The 18307-nt window shown below is 60.5% G+C and carries 16 protein-coding genes; 9 read left to right on the top strand and 7 right to left on the bottom strand.

The features are described 5' to 3' along the window. Positions 1-5 precede the first annotated feature (5 nt). The gene (locus tag PspR84_RS14250; RefSeq protein ID WP_160057755.1) at positions 6-797 is read left to right on the top strand and encodes a dienelactone hydrolase family protein; all 792 of its coding nucleotides are present in this window, start codon (positions 6-8) and stop codon (positions 795-797) included. An 86-nt stretch (positions 798-883) separates the two neighbouring features. Here PspR84_RS14250 and PspR84_RS14245 read toward each other — a convergent pair whose 3' ends face one another. Beyond that, positions 884-2212: an ATP-binding protein gene (locus PspR84_RS14245; protein WP_160057754.1), complete on the bottom strand. Its 1329-nt coding sequence runs from the start codon at positions 2210-2212 to the stop codon at positions 884-886. Further along, the gene (locus PspR84_RS14240; RefSeq protein WP_160057753.1) at positions 2209-2931 is read right to left on the bottom strand and encodes a response regulator transcription factor; all 723 of its coding nucleotides are present in this window, start codon (positions 2929-2931) and stop codon (positions 2209-2211) included. The genes PspR84_RS14245 and PspR84_RS14240 overlap by 4 nt, the downstream gene beginning before the upstream one ends. A gap of 147 nt (positions 2932-3078) precedes the next feature. Between PspR84_RS14240 and PspR84_RS14235 the strand changes: the two genes are divergently transcribed. The 3 genes from PspR84_RS14235 (at position 3079) to proP (ending at position 5778) form a co-directional block, all read left to right on the top strand. Continuing rightward, complete coding sequence (locus tag PspR84_RS14235; protein ID WP_160057752.1) at positions 3079-3390, top strand: hypothetical protein; 312 nt, start codon at positions 3079-3081, stop codon at positions 3388-3390. Then, entirely contained in the window at positions 3390-4049 is a 660-nt protein-coding gene (locus PspR84_RS14230) for a DUF3313 domain-containing protein (RefSeq protein ID WP_160057751.1), read from the top strand. Before PspR84_RS14235 ends, PspR84_RS14230 begins: the two co-directional genes overlap by 1 nt. A 226-nt stretch (positions 4050-4275) precedes the next feature. Then, the gene (proP, locus tag PspR84_RS14225) at positions 4276-5778 is read left to right on the top strand and encodes a glycine betaine/L-proline transporter ProP (RefSeq protein WP_116030251.1); all 1503 of its coding nucleotides are present in this window, start codon (positions 4276-4278) and stop codon (positions 5776-5778) included. A 14-nt stretch (positions 5779-5792) separates the two neighbouring features. On the opposite strand, the gene PspR84_RS14220 is transcribed toward proP, so the two are convergent. After that, positions 5793-6680: a LysR family transcriptional regulator gene (locus PspR84_RS14220; RefSeq protein ID WP_160057750.1), complete on the bottom strand. Its 888-nt coding sequence runs from the start codon at positions 6678-6680 to the stop codon at positions 5793-5795. Positions 6681-6778: 98 nt separating this feature from the next. On the opposite strand from PspR84_RS14220, the gene PspR84_RS14215 reads away from it, so the two are divergent. Beyond that, positions 6779-7444, top strand: a complete 666-nt coding sequence (locus PspR84_RS14215; RefSeq protein WP_160057749.1) for an NAD(P)-binding domain-containing protein — start codon at positions 6779-6781, stop codon at positions 7442-7444. 172 nt (positions 7445-7616) lie between these two features. On the opposite strand, the gene PspR84_RS14210 is transcribed toward PspR84_RS14215, so the two are convergent. The 4 genes from PspR84_RS14210 to PspR84_RS14195 form a co-directional block, all read right to left on the bottom strand. Further along, entirely contained in the window at positions 7617-8183 is a 567-nt protein-coding gene (locus tag PspR84_RS14210) for a hypothetical protein (protein WP_160057748.1), read from the bottom strand. Position 8184: 1 nt separating this feature from the next. Then, complete coding sequence (locus PspR84_RS14205; protein WP_160057747.1) at positions 8185-8973, bottom strand: DUF2092 domain-containing protein; 789 nt, start codon at positions 8971-8973, stop codon at positions 8185-8187. 108 nt (positions 8974-9081) lie between these two features. Further along, a complete protein-coding gene (locus PspR84_RS14200; protein ID WP_160057746.1) occupies positions 9082-10197 on the bottom strand; it encodes an AI-2E family transporter in 1116 nt (371 codons plus the stop codon). 105 nt (positions 10198-10302) lie between these two features. Continuing rightward, complete coding sequence (locus PspR84_RS14195; protein ID WP_099759206.1) at positions 10303-10908, bottom strand: TetR/AcrR family transcriptional regulator; 606 nt, start codon at positions 10906-10908, stop codon at positions 10303-10305. A gap of 157 nt (positions 10909-11065) precedes the next feature. On the opposite strand from PspR84_RS14195, the gene PspR84_RS14190 reads away from it, so the two are divergent. The 4 genes from PspR84_RS14190 to PspR84_RS14175 all read left to right on the top strand — a co-directional run bounded on the left by PspR84_RS14190 (position 11066) and on the right by PspR84_RS14175 (position 18275). Continuing rightward, a complete protein-coding gene (locus PspR84_RS14190; protein WP_160057745.1) occupies positions 11066-12448 on the top strand; it encodes an aspartate aminotransferase family protein in 1383 nt (460 codons plus the stop codon). Positions 12449-12717: 269 nt separating this feature from the next. Continuing rightward, positions 12718-14421, top strand: coding sequence for an amidase (locus PspR84_RS14185; protein ID WP_160057744.1), 1704 nt, complete (start codon positions 12718-12720; stop codon positions 14419-14421). Positions 14422-14622: 201 nt separating this feature from the next. Next, the gene (locus PspR84_RS14180) at positions 14623-15918 is read left to right on the top strand and encodes an OprD family porin (RefSeq protein ID WP_160057743.1); all 1296 of its coding nucleotides are present in this window, start codon (positions 14623-14625) and stop codon (positions 15916-15918) included. Positions 15919-16046: 128 nt separating this feature from the next. Beyond that, entirely contained in the window at positions 16047-18275 is a 2229-nt protein-coding gene (locus PspR84_RS14175) for a TonB-dependent siderophore receptor (protein ID WP_160057742.1), read from the top strand. Positions 18276-18307: the final 32 nt, after the last annotated feature.

Raw genomic sequence — 18307 nt, 5'->3', positions numbered from 1 at the left:
CAGCAATGGACATGAGTGAATATCAGTCTTTTGATTTTGAGCATTCAGACTACACGCATACCGTCTATAAAAAGGGCGACGGAGCTCCTGTCCTGGTCATGCATGAACTGCCGGGGCTGACCCGCGATACCCTGCGATTCGCCGAACGGTTGATCAGCGCCGGTTTTCAAGTCTACTTGCCGCTGTTGTTCGGGAAACCGGAAGAAACGGGGTGCTTGGTCAAGGGGCGCCTCCATTGCATCAGCAAAGAATTTGCGTACCTCAAAGCCGGGCGCAGTGCACCGGTCAGTGACTGGTTGCGAGCGCTGGTACGAAAGCTGGGCGTTGACCATGGCCACCAACGTATCGGGGTCATTGGAATGTGCGTCACCGGTGCATTCGTGATTCCACTGATTCTCGAAACCAATGTGGCCGCCGCAGTCGCTTCCCAGCCAGCCATACCCTTTAAATTCAGGTACTGGCTAACGGGCCGAGGCAAAGGTCCGTGGATGAGCGAACTGAACATTGCCGATACCGAACTGGAGGCGGCAAGCCAGGCTGCCGCGACGAGAGGCTGCGCCGTGCTCATTCAGCACTTCAGCGATGATCGACTGTGTACGCCGGCGCGGATCAATCGACTTGGACAAGCATTTGCTGCGACCGGCGTTGTTTACACATACGCCCCACCAGCAGATGGTCGTAGCACCCATCATGCGTTACTGACGTACGAATACGATTCGGCGAAAGCCCCCACGCCAAACCATCCAACACGAGTGGCTTTAAAGCGTGTGATTGATTTCCTGCATGCTCATTTATAGGGAAGAGCATTGTTCGACAGCAAAAAACCTCCGACGGATCTGCGCGGGCGCGCGGGCCCGCAAGAGATTGTCGGAACTATCCGCATCTAAATCGGTAATTCCACACGAGCCACCACTCCCCCAGCGCTGTGATTACTCAACGTCAGATCGCCGCCCTGCTCTCGAATGATTGTCCTGGCTGCCGAAAGCCCCAGCCCAACACCGCCCGTGTCTCGATTGCGTGAGGTTTCCAGGCGCAGGAATGGGTCGAACACACGCTCCAGCGATTCCTCGGGAATGCCGGGCCCCTGATCAATGACCTCAATGCGTATCGCATAGGCATCACTGCGCAGGGAAATGCGCGGGGCACACGCGTACTTCACGGCGTTTTCCAGCAAATTGACGATCACCCGTTTGATCCCCAGCGGCCGACCCTCGTACACCAGATGCGCCGGGCCTTCGAAATCGACATTGATCTGCTGGTCACGGTAATCATCAACGATGGTTTGCAGCAGCTCCGACAGATCGAACGCAGTGGTCTCCTCGCGATGCGTGTCCTCACGGAAGAACGCCAACGCAGCGTTGATCATCGACTGCATCTCTTCAACGTCACGAATCAGTTTGCCCTGATGATCGAGGTCTTCCATGAATTCGCTGCGCAAGCGCATGCGGGTCAGCGGTGCACGCAGGTCGTGGGAAATCGACGCGAGCATGTGCGTGCGCTCGGCGATGAAATGCTGGATCTGCGCCTGCATGGTGTTGAAGGCGATGATCGCCTGGCGGATTTCGTCGGGGCCTTCGAGCTTGATCGGCGGTGCGCGCAGATCGGTGCCGAAACGTTTGGCGGCACGCGTGAAACGCTGCAGAGGGTTGGCCAGTTGCCGGGTGGCGACCCAGGCGACGAGCAATGTGGCAATCAGTCCCAAGGCGATGACGATCGCGATACGCACGCCAAATTCCAGGCCCCAGCTGCGCTCCGGCGGGATAAATGACAACCAGCTGCCATCGACCAATTGCACGACGGCGGCGTAATGCGCCTGGGGACTGCCGTTCGGCCAGTCGCCCGGGCTGAACACCTCGATTTTTCGATCATTGCCCAACAGTTGCTGCAGCACCGGCACCCTGCTCGCTGGCAGGCGAAGGCCGTCATTGGGCAGATCGAAGTCGGCGCGCTGTGCTTTCCACGACACTTGCAGCATGGCGCTGCTCGCCGCTGCGGCCAGTTGCGGGCGCAGGTTGGCCGGGGCGGCTTCGATCACCCGCGAGGTCGCGGCAATCTGCTCCAGCAGGCCGGTGCGTTCGATCGGCGGCCGGGCCCAGATGCCGGCGACTTGCACGAACAGCGCATTCAACGCCAATGAGGCGACCATCGCCGCCACGATGGTCAGGGCGATGTGCCGGCGCAGAGTGTCGCCGCGCCACAGTCGGCGGATCACGAGCGAGTGACCTTGGCCGTAAACAGATAGCCGCCGTTGCGCACGGTGCGAATCAGGTCCGGGCGTTTGCTGTCCGGTTCGATCTTGCGGCGCAAGCGGCTGACTTGCACATCGATGCTGCGATCGAACGCGTCATGGCCGTGGCCGTGGGTCATATCGATCAACTGCTCGCGGGTCAGAATGCGCTGTGGATGGTCGAGGAACACCACCAGCAAATCGAACTCGCCACCGGACAGCGGAATCATCACGTTTTCCGGGGAGCGCAGTTCGCGGCAGGTGATGTCCAGATGCCAACCGGCGAAGCCGATCACCGGCCGCGAAGGTTCAACCGTTTGGCGCTGTTCGCCGGCGCGACGTTGCAAGGCACGCACTCGCGCGAGCAATTCCTGCGGCGCGAACGGCTTGGTCAGGTAATCGTCCGCGCCCAGTTCCAGACCGACAATGCGATCGCTCAGTTCGGCCATGGCTGTAAGCATGATGATCGGAATGCCCAGTTGCGTATGCACCTTCTGGCACAGGCTCAGGCCGCTTTCGCCGGGCATCATCAGATCAAGAATGATCGTGTCCGGGCGCTGCTGCGCAATGGCCGCCCACATCGCCTCGCCGTTGGCAGCAACGTCGACCTCATAAGCATGCTGCACGAAGAACTTCTTCAGCAGCGCGAGAATTTCTACGTCGTCGTCGACGAACAGCAGTCTGCTCACAGTGACAGGATCCATGCACCAAAAAAAGCCAATCTAAAGCCATTTCGCCGCCCGGGTCATTTATTTCAATCGAGCAACATTTCTACGCGCCAGACATCAAGCGGACATCCTCCGGCAAAACCGCGCGGGCACTCTGCAGCTATTTCCAACGGGGGGATTGGCATGAAGGTATTGAACAGCAAACCGGGCATCACGCAGCACAACGGTAATCGGCCGTTGATTCTCAGCCAGCGCACCGCAGCGCTCGGCCCGGACACACCGGTGGTGTTTCAGGAATCGTGCATGGGGGTTTCCCCTGATCAAAGCACAGTGGTGCTGCGCCGTTACTTCGAGCATTTCAGTCCGACCAACGCGCACTGGGTGGAATACGTGCACAGCGTCAACACGGCTGATCTGATGAACTGGATCATGGCCCAAGGCCGATTGCACATCGAATGCTCGGACAACCTGGCGCAGAACAAGGAAGCCGTTTGATGTCGCGCATTCGTTCGCTGTCGCTGTCCATTGCCACCACGTTGAGCCTGGCGGCGTGCAGCAGCAAAACGCCGGAACACTCAGGCTTTCTGCATGACTACAGCGTGTTGGCCGAGCGCCAGTCGCCGTCCGGTCAGCCCGTGTTGGCGTGGGTCAGCCCGGCCCTGGCCCGGGGTCGATACGCCCAGGTTTATCTGGCGCCGAGTCAGTTCTACCCGAGTGCCGAGCCGACGCAACGGATTCCTCTGAGCACTCTGTCCGGCGTCACTGACTACTACGATGCGGCGCTGCGGCTGGAATTGAGCAAAGTGCTGCATCTGGTCAGTCAACCCGGGCCGAACACCCTGATAGTGCGCCCCGCTATCACCCAAGTGGCGACCAGCACTCAGGGTTTGCGCTTTTATGAGTGGTTGCCGGTCACCCTCGTCGCTGCCGGTGTGAGCACCGCCACCGGCATCCGTGATCAGGACAGTGAAGTCGCCACCGAAGTGTCGTTCGAGGACGGTTCGACTGGCGAAGTGATTGCCGAAGTGGTGCGCAAAGGCACTGGTGTGCCGCTGGAGAACGACCAACAGGTGTTGACCGCTGATGATGTCAAAGTCGTGCTGGATGGCTGGGCCAGCGACCTCGGCAAATCCTACGCGACCCTCCGCCGGTAGCAGCATTCCCCTGTAGGAGCTGCCGAAGGCTGCGATCTTTTGATGTTGCCCTTTAAAAGCAAGATCAAAAGATCGCAGCCTTCGGCAGCTCCTGCACAGGTGCGCCAAGAAAAAAAGCAGCGAGCAGTGAATTATTTCGTGTCCTCATGTATCTGAGCCAAAGAGTACGCGCCATCAAAAAGATGGCATCTACGCGGCACGATGGATCAGCAAAGAGAAGACCCGGATGAAATCACGCAAGAAAACCGTCAAGCCGATCGGCCTGAAAGACATCACCATTGTCGACGACGCCAAGATGCGCAAGGCGATCACCGCCGCCGCACTCGGCAATGCCATGGAATGGTTCGACTTTGGTGTCTATGGCTTCGTCGCCTATGTGCTCGGCAAAGTGTTCTTCCCCGGCGCCGACCCCGGAACGCAAATGATCGCCGCGCTGGCGACGTTCTCGGTGCCCTTCCTGATCCGGCCGCTGGGCGGCTTGTTCTTCGGCGCGCTGGGCGACAAGTACGGACGGCAGAAAGTCCTCGCCGCGACCATCGTGATCATGTCGCTGAGCACCTTCGCCATCGGCTTGATTCCGTCCTATGCCTCGATTGGCATCTGGGCGCCGATCCTGCTGTTGCTGGCAAAAATGGCTCAGGGTTTCTCGGTCGGTGGCGAATACACCGGCGCGTCGATCTTCGTCGCCGAATACGCGCCGGACCGCAAGCGCGGCTTCCTCGGCAGTTGGCTGGACTTCGGCTCGATTGCCGGTTTCGTCCTCGGTGCCGGTGTGGTGGTGTTGATCTCGACGACGCTCGGCGAAGCCAAGTTCGAGGAATGGGGCTGGCGTCTGCCGTTCTTCCTCGCCTTGCCACTGGGCATGATCGGCCTGTACTTGCGTCACGCCCTGGAAGAAACCCCGGCGTTCCAGCAGCACGTTGAAAAGCTTGAACAAGGCGATCGCGAAGGCCTCGCCGGTGGCCCGAAAGTTTCGTTCAAGGAAGTCGCGACCAAACACTGGCGCAGCCTGATGACCTGCATCGGCGTGGTCGCGGTGACCAACGTCACCTACTACATGCTGCTCACCTACATGCCGAGCTACCTGTCGCACAACCTGCATTACAGCGAAAACCGTGGTGTGCTGATCATCATCGCGATCATGGTCGGCATGCTGTTCGTGCAGCCGGCAATCGGTTTCATCAGCGACAAGATTGGCCGTAAACCTTTCATCGTCGTCGGCAGCATTGGTTTGTTCATTCTGGCGATCCCGGCCTTCATGCTGATCAACAGCGGCAAGATCGGCTTGATCTTCGCCGGCCTGCTGATGCTGGCCGTGCTGCTGAACTTCTTCATCGGCGTCATGGCCTCCACGCTGCCGGCGATGTTCCCCACGCACATTCGCTACAGTGCGCTGGCGGCGGCTTTCAACGTTTCGGTATTGATCGCCGGCCTGACCCCGACCGTGGTGGCCTGGCTGGTCGAAAGCACCAACGATCTGTACATGCCGGCGTATTACCTGATGGTCATCGCCGTGGTCGGTCTGGTCACCGGTGTAACCATGAAGGAAACCGCCAACAAGCCGTTGCGTGGCGCCGCGCCTGCAGCGTCCGACCTTGAAGAAGCGAAAGAACTGCTGCAAGAACACCACGACAACATCGAACAGAAAATCGAAGACATCGACGCTGAAATCGCCGCACTGGAAGCCAAGCGCAAGGAACTGGTTCAACAGCATCCGCGAATTAACTGAGCCGGATGCCGCGGTCAGGCAAAGCGCCTGACCGCGGCATCGATGAACTGACGAACCTTCGCGGTCTTCTTTCGATGCGCCGTGTACAGCAGATGCATTTGTCTGCTCGGCGCTTCGAATCCCTCCAGCAACCTGACCAGCTCACCTCTGCACAACGCCGGCTCAAGAAAATCGGCAGGCCCCAGCACAATCCCGAAACCATCTACCGCCGCTGATAACAACGCCTTGCTCTCGTTGACGTGTAAGCGACTGCTGACCGGCACGCGCTCGACCTGCGCACCGTTGAAAAACGACCACTCGTGATCGGCGGGCCGTGACCAATAGGCATAACCCAGGCACTCATGCTGTTGCAGATCGGCGGGCACCTGCGGCGTGCCGTGTTCGGCCAGATAGCGTGGCGCCGCGCAGACGATCAGTCGATACGGAGACAATGGCCTCGCGGTCAGGCTGGCCGTCGCCAGCGGGCCGATCCGAAAAGCCACCTCAAAACCCTCCTCCACCAGATCCACGGCGCGGTCGGTCAAGTGCAGGTCGATTTCCACCTCGGGGTACTCGCGCAAGAAAGCGGTCACGAACGGCATCAGACTGTAAGAGCCAAAGCTCACCGGCGCGCTGACCCTGAGCTTGCCGCGCGGTGTGTCGTTCATGATTTGCGCCAGTGAATCAGCGGCTGATGCCTCACTGACGATGTGCTTGCAGCGCTCGTAGTAGGCCTGGCCCAACTCGGTCAGGCTCTGCCGGCGCGTGGTGCGGTTGAGCAAGCGTGCGCCGAGCCGCTGCTCAAGGGCGGCCACGTGCTTGGCGACCATTTGCGCTGACATGTCCAGGCGTTGCGCGGCGCTGGCATACGAGCCGGCTTCAGCCGCCATCACGAAAGCCGCCATGCTGGTCAGCCGATCCATTCGATACTCCTGTTAGCGAAAGTAAGTAACAGAGTGCGATTTATCTGCACCTGATCAGGAATCATCATAGTCGCTCCCCACCTGACAGAGGACACACCATGCGCATTGGAATCGTTGGAGCCGGCTTCATCGGGCGCGCTGTCGCGCAAATCGCCCTCGCCGCCGGGCACGAAGTGATGCTCAGTAACTCACGCGGCCCGCAGACCATGAGCAGCGTGCTCGCCGGCATCACCGGCTGCCAGATCGGCACGGCCGAACAGGCCACACAGTTTGCCGACGTGGTGTTGGTGGCCATCCCCTACGAACACATCCCGAGCCTGCAACCCGCCTGGTTCGAGGGCAAAACCGTGCTCGACGCCAACAACTATTACCCGGATCGCGACGGCCACATCGCTGCGCTCGACACGTTCCAGAGCACCACCAGCCGCTTGCTCGCCGAGCATTTGCGCGGTGCCACGGTGGTCAAGGTGTTCAACGCCATTCTCGCAGCGGATTTGCTTACGGATGGCCGCCCGCATGATTCCAGCGAGCGGCGCGCACTGCCCATTGCAGCGGATGACGCGCAGGCCAAGGCGTTGGTCGCGGGTTTGCTGGATGACCTCGGTTTGGATGCGGTCGACACCGGAGGCCTTGATGACAGTTGGCGATTCGAGCGGGCAAAACCGGCCTACTGCGCGCCGCTGGACAAGTCCGGGCTGGAACAGGCGTTGGCTGCGGCCGAGCGCGAGGTTGAATTACCGTTGGGCAGTTGGCGGCACGGGTAACGCCCGGTCGCTCCCGCGCTTAACCCTTCCGGCAGGTGGATCGAGATCAGTGCGGCTGGCACCGGCCGCACACGTCACCGTTACCTATCTGTCGTGGCTCTCTGGCCACCGGGTTACGCCGTGGCGGCCGAGGCATGCTCGCGCACATGCACCCTGGGTGCCGAAAGCCTGATCAAGGTGCGTTGACCACCACATACGTGACGTCACTGCCCTGATACTGCGGCTGGTACCAGGTCGAACCGCACTGCATGTAGGCGACGTTGTACTGAATCACCTGCACACAACTGCTGGGCATTTGCGCCGGGGTAAAGATCGCCCCAACCACCGCCGCAGTGGCCGCGACGGTTGCCGTTACCGCCACTGCGGCCGCCACCGGATGGTAGTGATCGTCGTAGCCATAACGGCCATGCCCGTCGACATCAATATCGACATCGCGACTGTTGTCGATGTTGACGTTTCGGTTACCGTTGTTGACGTTCGTGCGGTTGCCGACGTTGTTGCCGGCATTGACCCGATTGCCCGAACTGACCCGATTACCGGCGCTGACATTGTTGGTGCGCTGCGGCGCATTGATGCGCTGCGCACGTTGCGCGTTCGGCGCCGGCGCCCGGTTGACGTTGGCGCGCGCATGTCCCTGAGCGCGTTGCCCCCGGGCATCGGCTTCGGCGACATAACCGGCGGTCAGCAGCGTGGCGGCGGCCAGCGACAACAACAGACTCCACGTCATCGACTTGTTCATGTCACTGCCCTCCCTGATCGCTGGCTTTTTTAAACGCAATCGCCACATCGCCTTTGCCCGGTTTGAAGGTGAACTGCGTGTCCGGAATGGTCGGCTTGAGGTTCCACTGATACACCGCGCTGTACTCGGGATAGCTCTTCTCGTCAGTGGTGGTGATCACCAGTTTGCACGGCAAGGGTTTGTCGGAGCGGGTCAGCCACAACTGCCAGTCGATACCTTCCTGACGAAACGCCAAATGGTCGCAGAGCTGGCCCTTGATGACCGACGGCCCGACATACAGCGCGGCTTTCAAGGCATCGATCTGCGCCTGATCACTGCCGAACAGAAACAGATCCTCCATCGGCACCTGCACCCCGTAGAAGTTCTCGACCTTGTGCAGGGTTTCCGCCACGGTGGCCGGCGCATCGACCGTGGTGTAGTACTTCAGGTATGGCGAATACTGGGTGAGTTTTTTACCGTTATAGAAAAACTCGCGGGTGCGCACATCGCCTTCGCTTTTCGCATACAGGCGATCCTGGCCGAGCACTTTCAGGGTGTTGGCGGATTCGGTCTTGATCTTCTGCCCTGACTCCAGAACCGTGTCGCGCGAGACTTGGGCATCGACCTGGAATTTCGGCAGGCTGCGCAGGTAATTGCCCATGTCGATGAGCTTGTCGACCACTTGCGGGTTGATCAACGGCGCATCGTCCGTGGCCTCGGCAGTGGGTGCAGCCGGCGGGTCTTCGGCGCGGGCTCCCGGCGCGAGAACCAGTGTGAACATCAGGCAGACAATACTGGCTGTGGCTTTCATCGGTTCCGCTCCTGTCCCTGGGTGGGCGTTGCGCCCGAAGGGCGACTGATTGACCAGCCTAGACCTCAGTGTGGGGGTACGCCAATGCGTCAGCGAGAGGGATGAGTGTCACGGCAGATGTTCTTTGCGCTGGCTCTCCAGAAGCTCGCTGACATCGGCCGGTTGATACACCCAGCCGATGAACAATTCGTAGCCAACCGCCAGAATCACCGGCCCGGTGAACAAACCAATAATGCCGCTGGTGACCATGCCGCCCAGTGCGCCAATGAGCACCACCGGCATCGGCACCGCGACGCCGCGACCCAGCAACATCGGTTTGAGCACGTTGTCCGCAAGCCCGGCAATCGCCATCCACACCGCAAAGATAATCGTGCCGGCGCTGACCCCGTCCACGGCGAAGACATAAATCACGATGGGCAGCGAGATCAGCAGCACCGGTAATTGGGTGATGCCCAGCAGCAACACCATCAAGGCGAGAACACCGGCCGCCGGCACACCCATGACCACCAGTGCCACGCCGACCAGCAGCATCTGAATAAAGGCGATGCCGACCACACCCTGCGCCACGGCGCGGATGGTTGCCGTGCACAATTGGGCAATCTGCGGGCCGCGCACCGGCCCGGAAATGCGGGTGGTGACAGCCACCGCTGTGCGGTGGCCGCGCTCGCCGTGGTGCATGATCAACCCGGCGACGATCAACGCGACCACAAACACCACGATGCCCGCCCCGACACCGGCGGCTTGATGCAACACCACTTTGCTCCAGTCCTTGAGATGTGGCGCCAGTTCCTGAAACACCCAGCTCAGGTCCTGCGAAGCGTGCATCCAGATGCCGTAAAGCGGCGCGCCAATCAACGGCCAGCCTTCGACACTGGCCGGTGGCGGCGGTATCTCGAACTGCCCCGCTTCGAACGTGTGCATGCTGCCCTTGATCGACTCGGCAATCGACGCGCCCAGCAGGCTTAACGGCAACATCAGAATCACCAGGCCCAGCAGCACCAGAATGATTGCCGCCCAACCGTAGCGATTACCGAGTTTGGCGCCCAGAGCCTGATTCAGCGGATACAGCGTGACGGCCAGGATCAGCGCCCAGAGCATGACATTGAGAAACGGATGAAAAATGTCGTAGCAGAACAGCACCAGAACGGTGATCAGACCCGCTCGAATGAGCACGTCGAGCAATGCTCTGGAACTCTGAAACGCTATCAGCGGTTTGTCTTCCATGTCGGCGCTCCTGGGTGGGCCATCAATGAACCGCTGTGAGCCTAGTTCACAACCGGCATATCGTCTCGACGGGGGCCCGACACGAGTCGCACATGATGGCGGCGATCAGCGCTCCAGCATGCCGTGACACAACAGATTCAAAACCCCGCGCATATGCAAGGCGTGCGCGGCCCGATCCGGGACTTCCTGCGTGGCGAGGCGAATGAACGCCATGTTCGCGTATTGGTTGAACAGCGTCGCCACCACGTCGAGATCGATCGATTCGCGCACTTTTCCCGCTTGCTGAAAATGCAGGAGCAGCGCTTTGGTTTCTTCGATCACGGCCGCGTTCCACGGACTCATCGCTTCGGCCAGTTCACCGGTCAGCAGAAATGGCGCCAGTTCCCGCCACAGCGAAGCCGGCATCGCCTGTAGCTGGTAATCGGTCATCAACCCTTCGAACTCGCACAACGCCTCCAGCGGATCGCTGTCCTCGTCCAGATTGGCCCGCGCCTCGCGCATGGCTTGCTCGTCGGGTTGCTTGAGCAAAGCCAGCAGAATCTCCTGCTTGCCGCCGAAATAGTTGACCACGGTGGGTGCGGAAACCCCCGCCTGCACGGCGATCTGGTCCAGCGTGGTGGCCGCAAAGCCGTTGCGCTTGAACAACTCGAGCGCCGCTTCGGCAATCACCTGCCGGCGCTGTTCCTTCTGCCGTTCTCTGAGTCCGCTCATGTTGCCTCTGATGATCCTTGCCAATGGCTCTCAGCCTACGGAGATCTTTTTTCACCGACAAATATTTTCTTTACAAAAATATTTTTAGATGACAAAACTTTCTCCGTGCAGCGCTGCAACGAGCTCACTCACTTGCCCTTTGCTCTGGAGATCCGCCATGTCCGCCGAACTCGATTCGACCCGCAGTACCCGCGATTACCAAGCCTCTGACGCTGCTCACCACATCCACGCGTTCGTTGATCAGAAGGCCCTCAACGAAGAAGGACCGCGAGTGATGGTCAGCGGCGATCGGCTGGCGTTGTGGGACAACGACGGCAATCGATATCTGGATGGCATGTCGGGTCTGTGGTGCACCAACCTCGGTTATGGGCGCAAGGATCTCGCCGCTGCCGCGACCGCGCAGCTGGAACAACTGCCCTACTACAACATGTTCTTCCACACCACTCACCCGGCGGTGATTGAGCTGTCCGAGCTGCTCTTCAGCCTGTTGCCCAAGCACTACAGCCACGCGATCTACACCAACTCCGGCTCCGAAGCCAACGAAGTGCTGATCCGCACCGTGCGCAAGTTCTGGCAGGTAATGGGCAAGCCCGAGAAGAAAATCATGATCGGCCGCTGGAACGGCTACCACGGCTCGACCCTGGCCGCGACGGCGCTGGGCGGGATGAAGTTCATGCACGAGATGGGCGGCACCATCCCTGATGTAGCGCACATTGATGAGCCGTATTGGTTCGCCCACGAAGGTAATCTCAGCCCGGAAGAATTCGGCCTGCAAGCCGCGCGGCAACTGGAAGACAAGATTCTCGAACTGGGCGCCGACAAGGTTGCAGCCTTCGTCGCCGAACCGTTTCAGGGCGCGGGCGGCATGATCATTCCGCCGGCGACTTACTGGCCGGAAATTCAGCGTATCTGCCGTAAGTACGATGTGTTGTTGTGTGCGGACGAAGTGATTGGCGGTTTCGGCCGCACTGGTGAATGGTTCGCGCATCAGACGTTCGGCTTTGAGCCGGACACGCTGTCGATCGCCAAGGGCCTGACCTCCGGTTACATCCCAATGGGCGGTTTGATTCTGTCGCGACGCATGGCCGAGGCGCTGGTGGAAAAAGGCGGCGTGTTTGCCCACGGCCTGACCTATTCCGGCCACCCGGTGGCGGCCGCTGTGGCGATTGCCAACCTCAAGGCCTTGCGCGATGAAGGCGTGGTCACCCGGGTGAAAACCGACACCGGCCCGTACCTGCAAAACTGCCTGCGCGAAGTGTTCGGCAATCACCCGCTGGTGGGTGAGATTCAGGGCGTCGGGCTGGTGGCGGCGTTGCAGTTTGCTGAGGACAAAGCGACGCGCAAGCGTTTTGCCAATGAAAACGACATTGCCTGGCGTTGCCGCACGATTGGTTTTGAGGAAGGCTTGATCATTCGTTCGACATTGGGGCGGATGATCATGGCGCCGGCGTTGGTGGCCATGCGCACGGAGCTGGATGAGCTGATCGACAAGACGCGGATTGCGGTGGATCGGACGGCGCGGGAGTACGGCGTTTTGTGATCGGCTGAAGGAATATGGCGGCCGGAATACAGCTATCGCGAGCAGGCTCACTCCTACATTTGAAATGCGTTCCCCTGTAGGAGTGAGCCTGCTCGCGATGGCGTCAGTCGGGTTGAAAACAGGCAAGATTCAATCCCGCCGATTACTCCGCGCGCCGCTTGGTGTTAAATAGGCGCCAGTCTTAACCTTGTCGCTTATAGCTGTGCAACGAGAACCGATATGAACACCCATTCCAGGAAAAACACCCAAATTCAAACAGCGGTGAGCGCATGATCGAAGTCACCGAAGTTTCCATTGCCCAACTGCGCGCCGCCCTTGAGTCCGGCCAGACCACCGCAGTCGAACTGGTGCAGGCGTATCTGGCGCGTATCGACGCCTACGACGGCGCCGACACACCGACGGCGCTGAATGCCGTGGTCGTGCGCAACCCGGAAGCGTTGAACGAGGCACGGGCGTCCGATGCCCGTCGCGCCAAAGGCGAAACCCTCGGCCCGCTCGATGGCATTCCCTACACCGCCAAAGACAGTTATCTGGTCAAGGGCCTGACCGCTGCGTCCGGCAGCCCGGCCTTCGCTGATCTGGTCGCTTATCGCGATGCCTTCACCATCGAACGCTTGCGCGGCGCCGGGGCGATTTGCCTGGGCAAGACCAACATGCCGCCGATGGCCAATGGCGGCATGCAACGCGGCGTCTACGGTCGCGCCGAAAGTCCTTACAACGCCGCTTACCTGACCGCGCCGTTTGCCTCCGGCTCGTCGAACGGTGCCGGCACCGCTACCGCCGCCAGTTTCGCCGCATTCGGTCTGGCCGAAGAAACCTGGTCGAGCGGGCGTGGCCCGGCGTCGAATAATGGTTTGTGCGCCTACACCCCATCGCGCGGGGTGATCTCGGTGCGCGGCAACTGGCCGTTGACGCCGACCATGGACGTGGTCGTGCCTTACGCGCGGACCATGGCTGACCTGCTCGAAGTCCTCGACATTGTGGTGGCAGAAGACCCGGACACCCGTGGCGACCTGTGGCGCCTGCAACCGTGGGTGCCGATCCCGAGCGTCAGCGAAGTGCGTCCCGCCACTTACGCCGATCTGGCCGCTGACGCCAAAGCGCTGACCGGCAAACGTTTCGCCGTGCCGCGCATGTTCATCAATGCTGACCCTGAAGCCGGCACCAGTGAAACCCCGGGTATCGGTGGCCCGACCGGCCAGCGCATCAACACCCGCGCTTCGGTGATCGACCTGTGGAAGCAGGCGCGTCAGGCCCTCGAAGCCGCCGGTGCCGAAGTCATCGAAACCGATTTCCCGCTGGTCTCCAACTGCGAAGGCGATCGTCCCGGCGCCCCGACCGTGTTCACCCGGGGTCTGGTCTCCAAAGAGTTCCTCCACCATGAACTGTGGGACCTGACCGCGTGGGCGTTCGATGACTTCCTGCAAGCCAACGGTGACCCGAAACTCAATCGTCTGGTCGACGTCGACGGGCCGAAAATCTTCCCGCACGAACCAGGCACGCTGCCTAACCGTGAGGGCGATCTGGTGGCGGGCATGGATGAATACGTGCGCATGGCCGAGCGTGGCATCACGCCGTGGAATGAAATCTCCACCGTGCCCGATGGCCTGCGTGGCCTCGAACAGACTCGACGCCTCGACCTCGAAGACTGGATGGACAACCTAGGCCTCGACGCCGTGCTGTTCCCGACGGTCGCTGACGTTGGCCCGGCGGACGCTGATGTCAATCCTGAGTCGGCCGACATCGCCTGGAGCAACGGCATCTGGGTGGCCAATGGCAACCTCGCGATCCGCCACCTCGGCGTGCCAACCGTCACCGTGCCGATGGGCGTGATGGCCGACATCGGCATGCCGGTCGGCCTGACCTTCGCCGGCCGCGCCTACGACGACTCGAACCTGCTGCGCCTGGCCGCCGCGTTTGAATCGACCGGCAGCAAACGCCAGATCCCGCCGCGCACGCCGCCATTGTCGTAACGCGATCAAAACTGTAGGAGCGAGCCTGCTCGCGAAAGCGGTGTGTCAGCTGATAGAAATGTTGCCTGATGTACCGCATTCGCGAGCAGGCTCGCTCCCACAGGTTTTGTGTGATGCCGTTCATTGAGCACATCCGCTCAATCTCTCACGCTGCAATCCCTCGATCATTCCAGCCACCTTAATTGCCGCTGGCCACTGACCATGATCGACCGCTTCCCCTCGCGCCTCACCCTGCTCGCGCTGCTCTGCGGTCTGAACCCAACCGCCCACGCCAGCGGTTTTTTCGACGATGCCCAAAGCGAAGTGCTCAGCCGCAACTTCTACCTGAGCAACGACTATCGCTCGCCTTCGCCCTCCGGAAAAAATTATAAACAGGAATGGGCTCAAGGCTTTATCGGCACTTTCTCATCCGGTTTCACATCCGGTGCAGTCGGTTTCGGCATCGATGCCCACGCCTTCGCCGGGTTGAAACTGGACGGCGGCAAGGGGCATTCCGGGACCGGTCTGCTGCCGGTCGACAGCGACGGTCGCAGCGCAAACGACTACTCCAGCGTCGGCGGCGCGCTCAAGCTGAAAGCCTCGCGGACCACCCTCGCCTTCGGTGAAATGACCGTCGAAACCCCGGTATTCGACACCTCCGACAAACGCCTGCAACCGGAGTACGCCACCGGTTTCCTGCTCAACAGCGCCGAGTTCGACCACGTCAATCTGGTGGCCGGGCATTTCACCGCGTTCAAGAATCAGGACAGCTCATCTGGCAAAGGCGACTTTTACGGTTACGGCGCCAATACCGAGGCCGGCGGCATCAGTTTTCTCGGCGCCGACCTGTTCGCTGATAACCCGATTGGCGGCGCGTTGTACGCGTCTGAACTCAGCGACACGTGGCACCAGTACTACGGCAATCTGCATTTCAAGCAATCCGGCATATTGCTCGACGCCAACCTCTACCACACCCGCGACACCGGCCGCGCACTGGCCGGTGCCATCGACAACAGCGCGTTCAGCCTGTCCGGCAAATACGCCTTCGGCCCTCACGCGGTAATGCTTGGCTGGCAACGGATCAATGGCGACACGCCGTTCGACTTCGTTGGCGGCGACTCGATCTACCTCGCCAACTCGATCAAATACGCCGACTTCAACGGCGCCAACGAACGCTCCTGGCAAGCGCGCTACGACCTCGACCTCGGCGCCTTCGGCATTCCCGGGCTGAACTTCATGACCCGCTACGTCACCGGCAGGCACATCGACGGTACTCACGCCCCTAGGGGCGGCGCCTATAACCCGTTTGATCCTGACAGCGGAAACTATCAGCCGCAGCAAGGCAATGGCGGCAAGCACTGGGAGCGCGATATCGATTTGAAATACATCGTGCAATCGGGCGCGGCGAAGGATTTGTCGGTGCAGCTATCGCACGTATCGCACCGGGCCAATGAGGCGCAGGCGGGTGATGATATCGACCGGATCTACGTAGTCGTCCAGTACCCCTTGAGTTTCTGACAGAACGCGATCGATGGAATTGAAACATCCTCAAATAATAATATTTCTCGTTTGGCACTAAATCCCAGCCCTACCCCTCGTCTTTGAACAAACGGAATTTTTCCCTCGAAGACAAGGAGTCGGCTGCGATGTTCGCGCCCATTACCCGTTCCATGACCCTGACCCTCGGCCTGTGCAGCGCTGCGTTCAGTGCCGATCTGCTAGCTGAAACCGAAGCCGAAAAAACGCCACAGCCTGCCAACACGGCGCTTGAGCTGGCGGCGACCAACGTCAGCGCACAAGGCTTGGGTACCACCACCGAAAACACTGAGTCCTACACCACCGGCGCCATGAGCACGGCTACGCGCCTGAACCTGTCGATCAAGGAAACCCCGCAATCGGTGTCGGTGATCACCCGCCAGCAAATGGATGATTTCAAACTCGGTACATTGTCTGAAGCGATGCGCCAGACCACGGGTGTGGTGGTGCAGCATCTGGATTCGGACCGAGTCAGCTATTCCTCGCGCGGTTATGCGATCAACAACTTCCAGATCGACGGGATGCTCAACACCTTCGATCGCATGAAGTCCGATTCCGACACCATCATTTACGACCGTATCGAGGTGGTGCGCGGTGCCACTGGGCTGACCACGGGGGCCGGTGATCCATCGGCGACCATCAACATGGTGCGCAAGCGTCCGACCGCGCAATGGCAGGCGCTGGCCGGGGTCAGTGGTGGCAGCTACGACAATTACTACAGCTACGTCGACGTCGGTGGGCCGTTGGCTTTCGAGGGTCGCCTGCGCGGTCGCACGGTGTTGGCCTATCGCGACAACCAGTCGATCAAAGACAAATACGCGCTGCAACGGGAGGTCGGTTATGGCGTACTGGAAGCCGATCTGACTGACTCCACCGTGCTGGCAGTCGGTTACGACTATCAGAACAAACACGTGCAAGGCTCGTCCTGGGGCACCGTGCCCTACTGGAATGCCGATGGCAGCAAGGCCGGTCTCGGGCGCTCGACCAACATGGCGACGTCGTGGAGTTCCTGGCCGCTGCAAGACAAGACCGCGTTTGCCACCCTCGATCAGCAACTGGGCGGCGGCTGGCGCCTGAAAGCCGCGTACACCCACCGCGAGAGCAATACCGACGGCAAGGTCTATTACGGTGGTGCCGGTTTTCCCGCAGCGGACCGCAGCGGCATGATCGCCTACACCTCGCACATGATCGGCACGCAGAAAATGCAGGCGTATGACTTCAATGTCTCCGGCCCTTACTCCCTGTTGGGCCGTGAGCACGAAATGATGTTCGGCTACGGTGAGGCCGAACGCCGCTCGAACTCTCCGTACACCATTGCCGGCGCACGTTCCAAGGACTACGGGACCATCCGCGACTGGAAATACATGGGCGACATCGCCAAGTTCAGCGACACCGTCACCGACCTCACCGGGTCCAAGGACGATACCCGGCAGAAAGCCGGGTACATCGCCACGCGCCTGAGCCTGACCGATGATCTGCACGCCGTGCTCGGCAGCCGATATGGCAGTTGGCAAGCGTCCAGTACCAGCAACAGTTACGACGCCAATCGGCAGCTGACGGAGGTCGATTACACCAGCCAGAAACAGAACGACGTCTGGACGCCTTACGCCGGGCTGCTGTATGACCTGACCCCGGAATACACGGCGTACGTGAGTTACACCGACATCTTCAAACCTCAGGGCAACCGCGACAAGAATCGCAAATACATCGACCCGGTGGTCGGCAAAAACTATGAAGTGGGCATCAAGGGCAGCCTGCTCGAGGAACGCCTGAACCTGTCCACGGCGGTGTTCTGGAGCAAGCAGGATAACGTCGCCGAACTCGACAACTCGGTCCCGGCAGATCCGGTTACCCGCGAGCAGTTCTACAAATCCGGCGGCAAGGGCAACAAGGTCAACGGCTTTGAAGCCGAAGTGTCCGGGGAAATCCTTCAGGGCTGGAACATGACCGCCGGTTACACCTACACCCACTCGGTCAACGGCGAAAGCGCGCGCACCAACACCAATCAGCCGATGAACCTGTTGCGCGTGTCCACGGCGTACCGTTTGCCGGGCGAATGGCAGGCGCTGACCGTGGGCGGCGCGGTGAACTGGCAAAGCGATGTGTATGGCACGTCGAGCCGACCGGTTGCCGGCGACACCGAAGAAGCGCGAATCGCCCAGAGCGCCTACACCGTGGTCAATCTGATGTCGCGCTACGAGTTCGATCGGCATCTGTCGGCATCACTGAACGTCAACAACCTGTTCGACAAGAAGTATTACGACAACGTCGGCTTCTATAACGGCGTGTACTGGGGTGATCCGCGCACGGTAACGGTGAGTCTCGACTGGAAGCTCTAAGCCTTCCCCTTCGACGCGGCGTGCCTTCGCCT

The organism is Pseudomonas sp. R84 (assembly GCF_009834515.1).
GTDB lineage: Bacteria > Pseudomonadota > Gammaproteobacteria > Pseudomonadales > Pseudomonadaceae > Aquipseudomonas.
The sequence above is the reverse complement of the archived record's forward strand: the minus strand, read 5'-3'. Positions and strand labels throughout refer to the sequence as shown.

Coding starts and splice junctions, on each gene's coding strand:
- PspR84_RS14250 (WP_160057755.1), top strand. CDS start 6: ATGGACATGAGTGAATATCAGTCTTTTGATTTTGAGCATTCAGACTAC.
- PspR84_RS14240 (WP_160057753.1), bottom strand. CDS start 2,931: ATGGATCCTGTCACTGTGAGCAGACTGCTGTTCGTCGACGACGACGTA.
- PspR84_RS14235 (WP_160057752.1), top strand. CDS start 3,079: ATGAAGGTATTGAACAGCAAACCGGGCATCACGCAGCACAACGGTAAT.
- PspR84_RS14230 (WP_160057751.1), top strand. CDS start 3,390: ATGTCGCGCATTCGTTCGCTGTCGCTGTCCATTGCCACCACGTTGAGC.
- proP (WP_116030251.1), top strand. CDS start 4,276: ATGAAATCACGCAAGAAAACCGTCAAGCCGATCGGCCTGAAAGACATC.
- PspR84_RS14220 (WP_160057750.1), bottom strand. CDS start 6,680: ATGGATCGGCTGACCAGCATGGCGGCTTTCGTGATGGCGGCTGAAGCC.
- PspR84_RS14215 (WP_160057749.1), top strand. CDS start 6,779: ATGCGCATTGGAATCGTTGGAGCCGGCTTCATCGGGCGCGCTGTCGCG.
- PspR84_RS14210 (WP_160057748.1), bottom strand. CDS start 8,183: ATGAACAAGTCGATGACGTGGAGTCTGTTGTTGTCGCTGGCCGCCGCC.
- PspR84_RS14205 (WP_160057747.1), bottom strand. CDS start 8,973: ATGAAAGCCACAGCCAGTATTGTCTGCCTGATGTTCACACTGGTTCTC.
- PspR84_RS14200 (WP_160057746.1), bottom strand. CDS start 10,197: ATGGAAGACAAACCGCTGATAGCGTTTCAGAGTTCCAGAGCATTGCTC.
- PspR84_RS14195 (WP_099759206.1), bottom strand. CDS start 10,908: ATGAGCGGACTCAGAGAACGGCAGAAGGAACAGCGCCGGCAGGTGATT.
- PspR84_RS14190 (WP_160057745.1), top strand. CDS start 11,066: ATGTCCGCCGAACTCGATTCGACCCGCAGTACCCGCGATTACCAAGCC.
- PspR84_RS14185 (WP_160057744.1), top strand. CDS start 12,718: ATGATCGAAGTCACCGAAGTTTCCATTGCCCAACTGCGCGCCGCCCTT.
- PspR84_RS14180 (WP_160057743.1), top strand. CDS start 14,623: ATGATCGACCGCTTCCCCTCGCGCCTCACCCTGCTCGCGCTGCTCTGC.
- PspR84_RS14175 (WP_160057742.1), top strand. CDS start 16,047: ATGTTCGCGCCCATTACCCGTTCCATGACCCTGACCCTCGGCCTGTGC.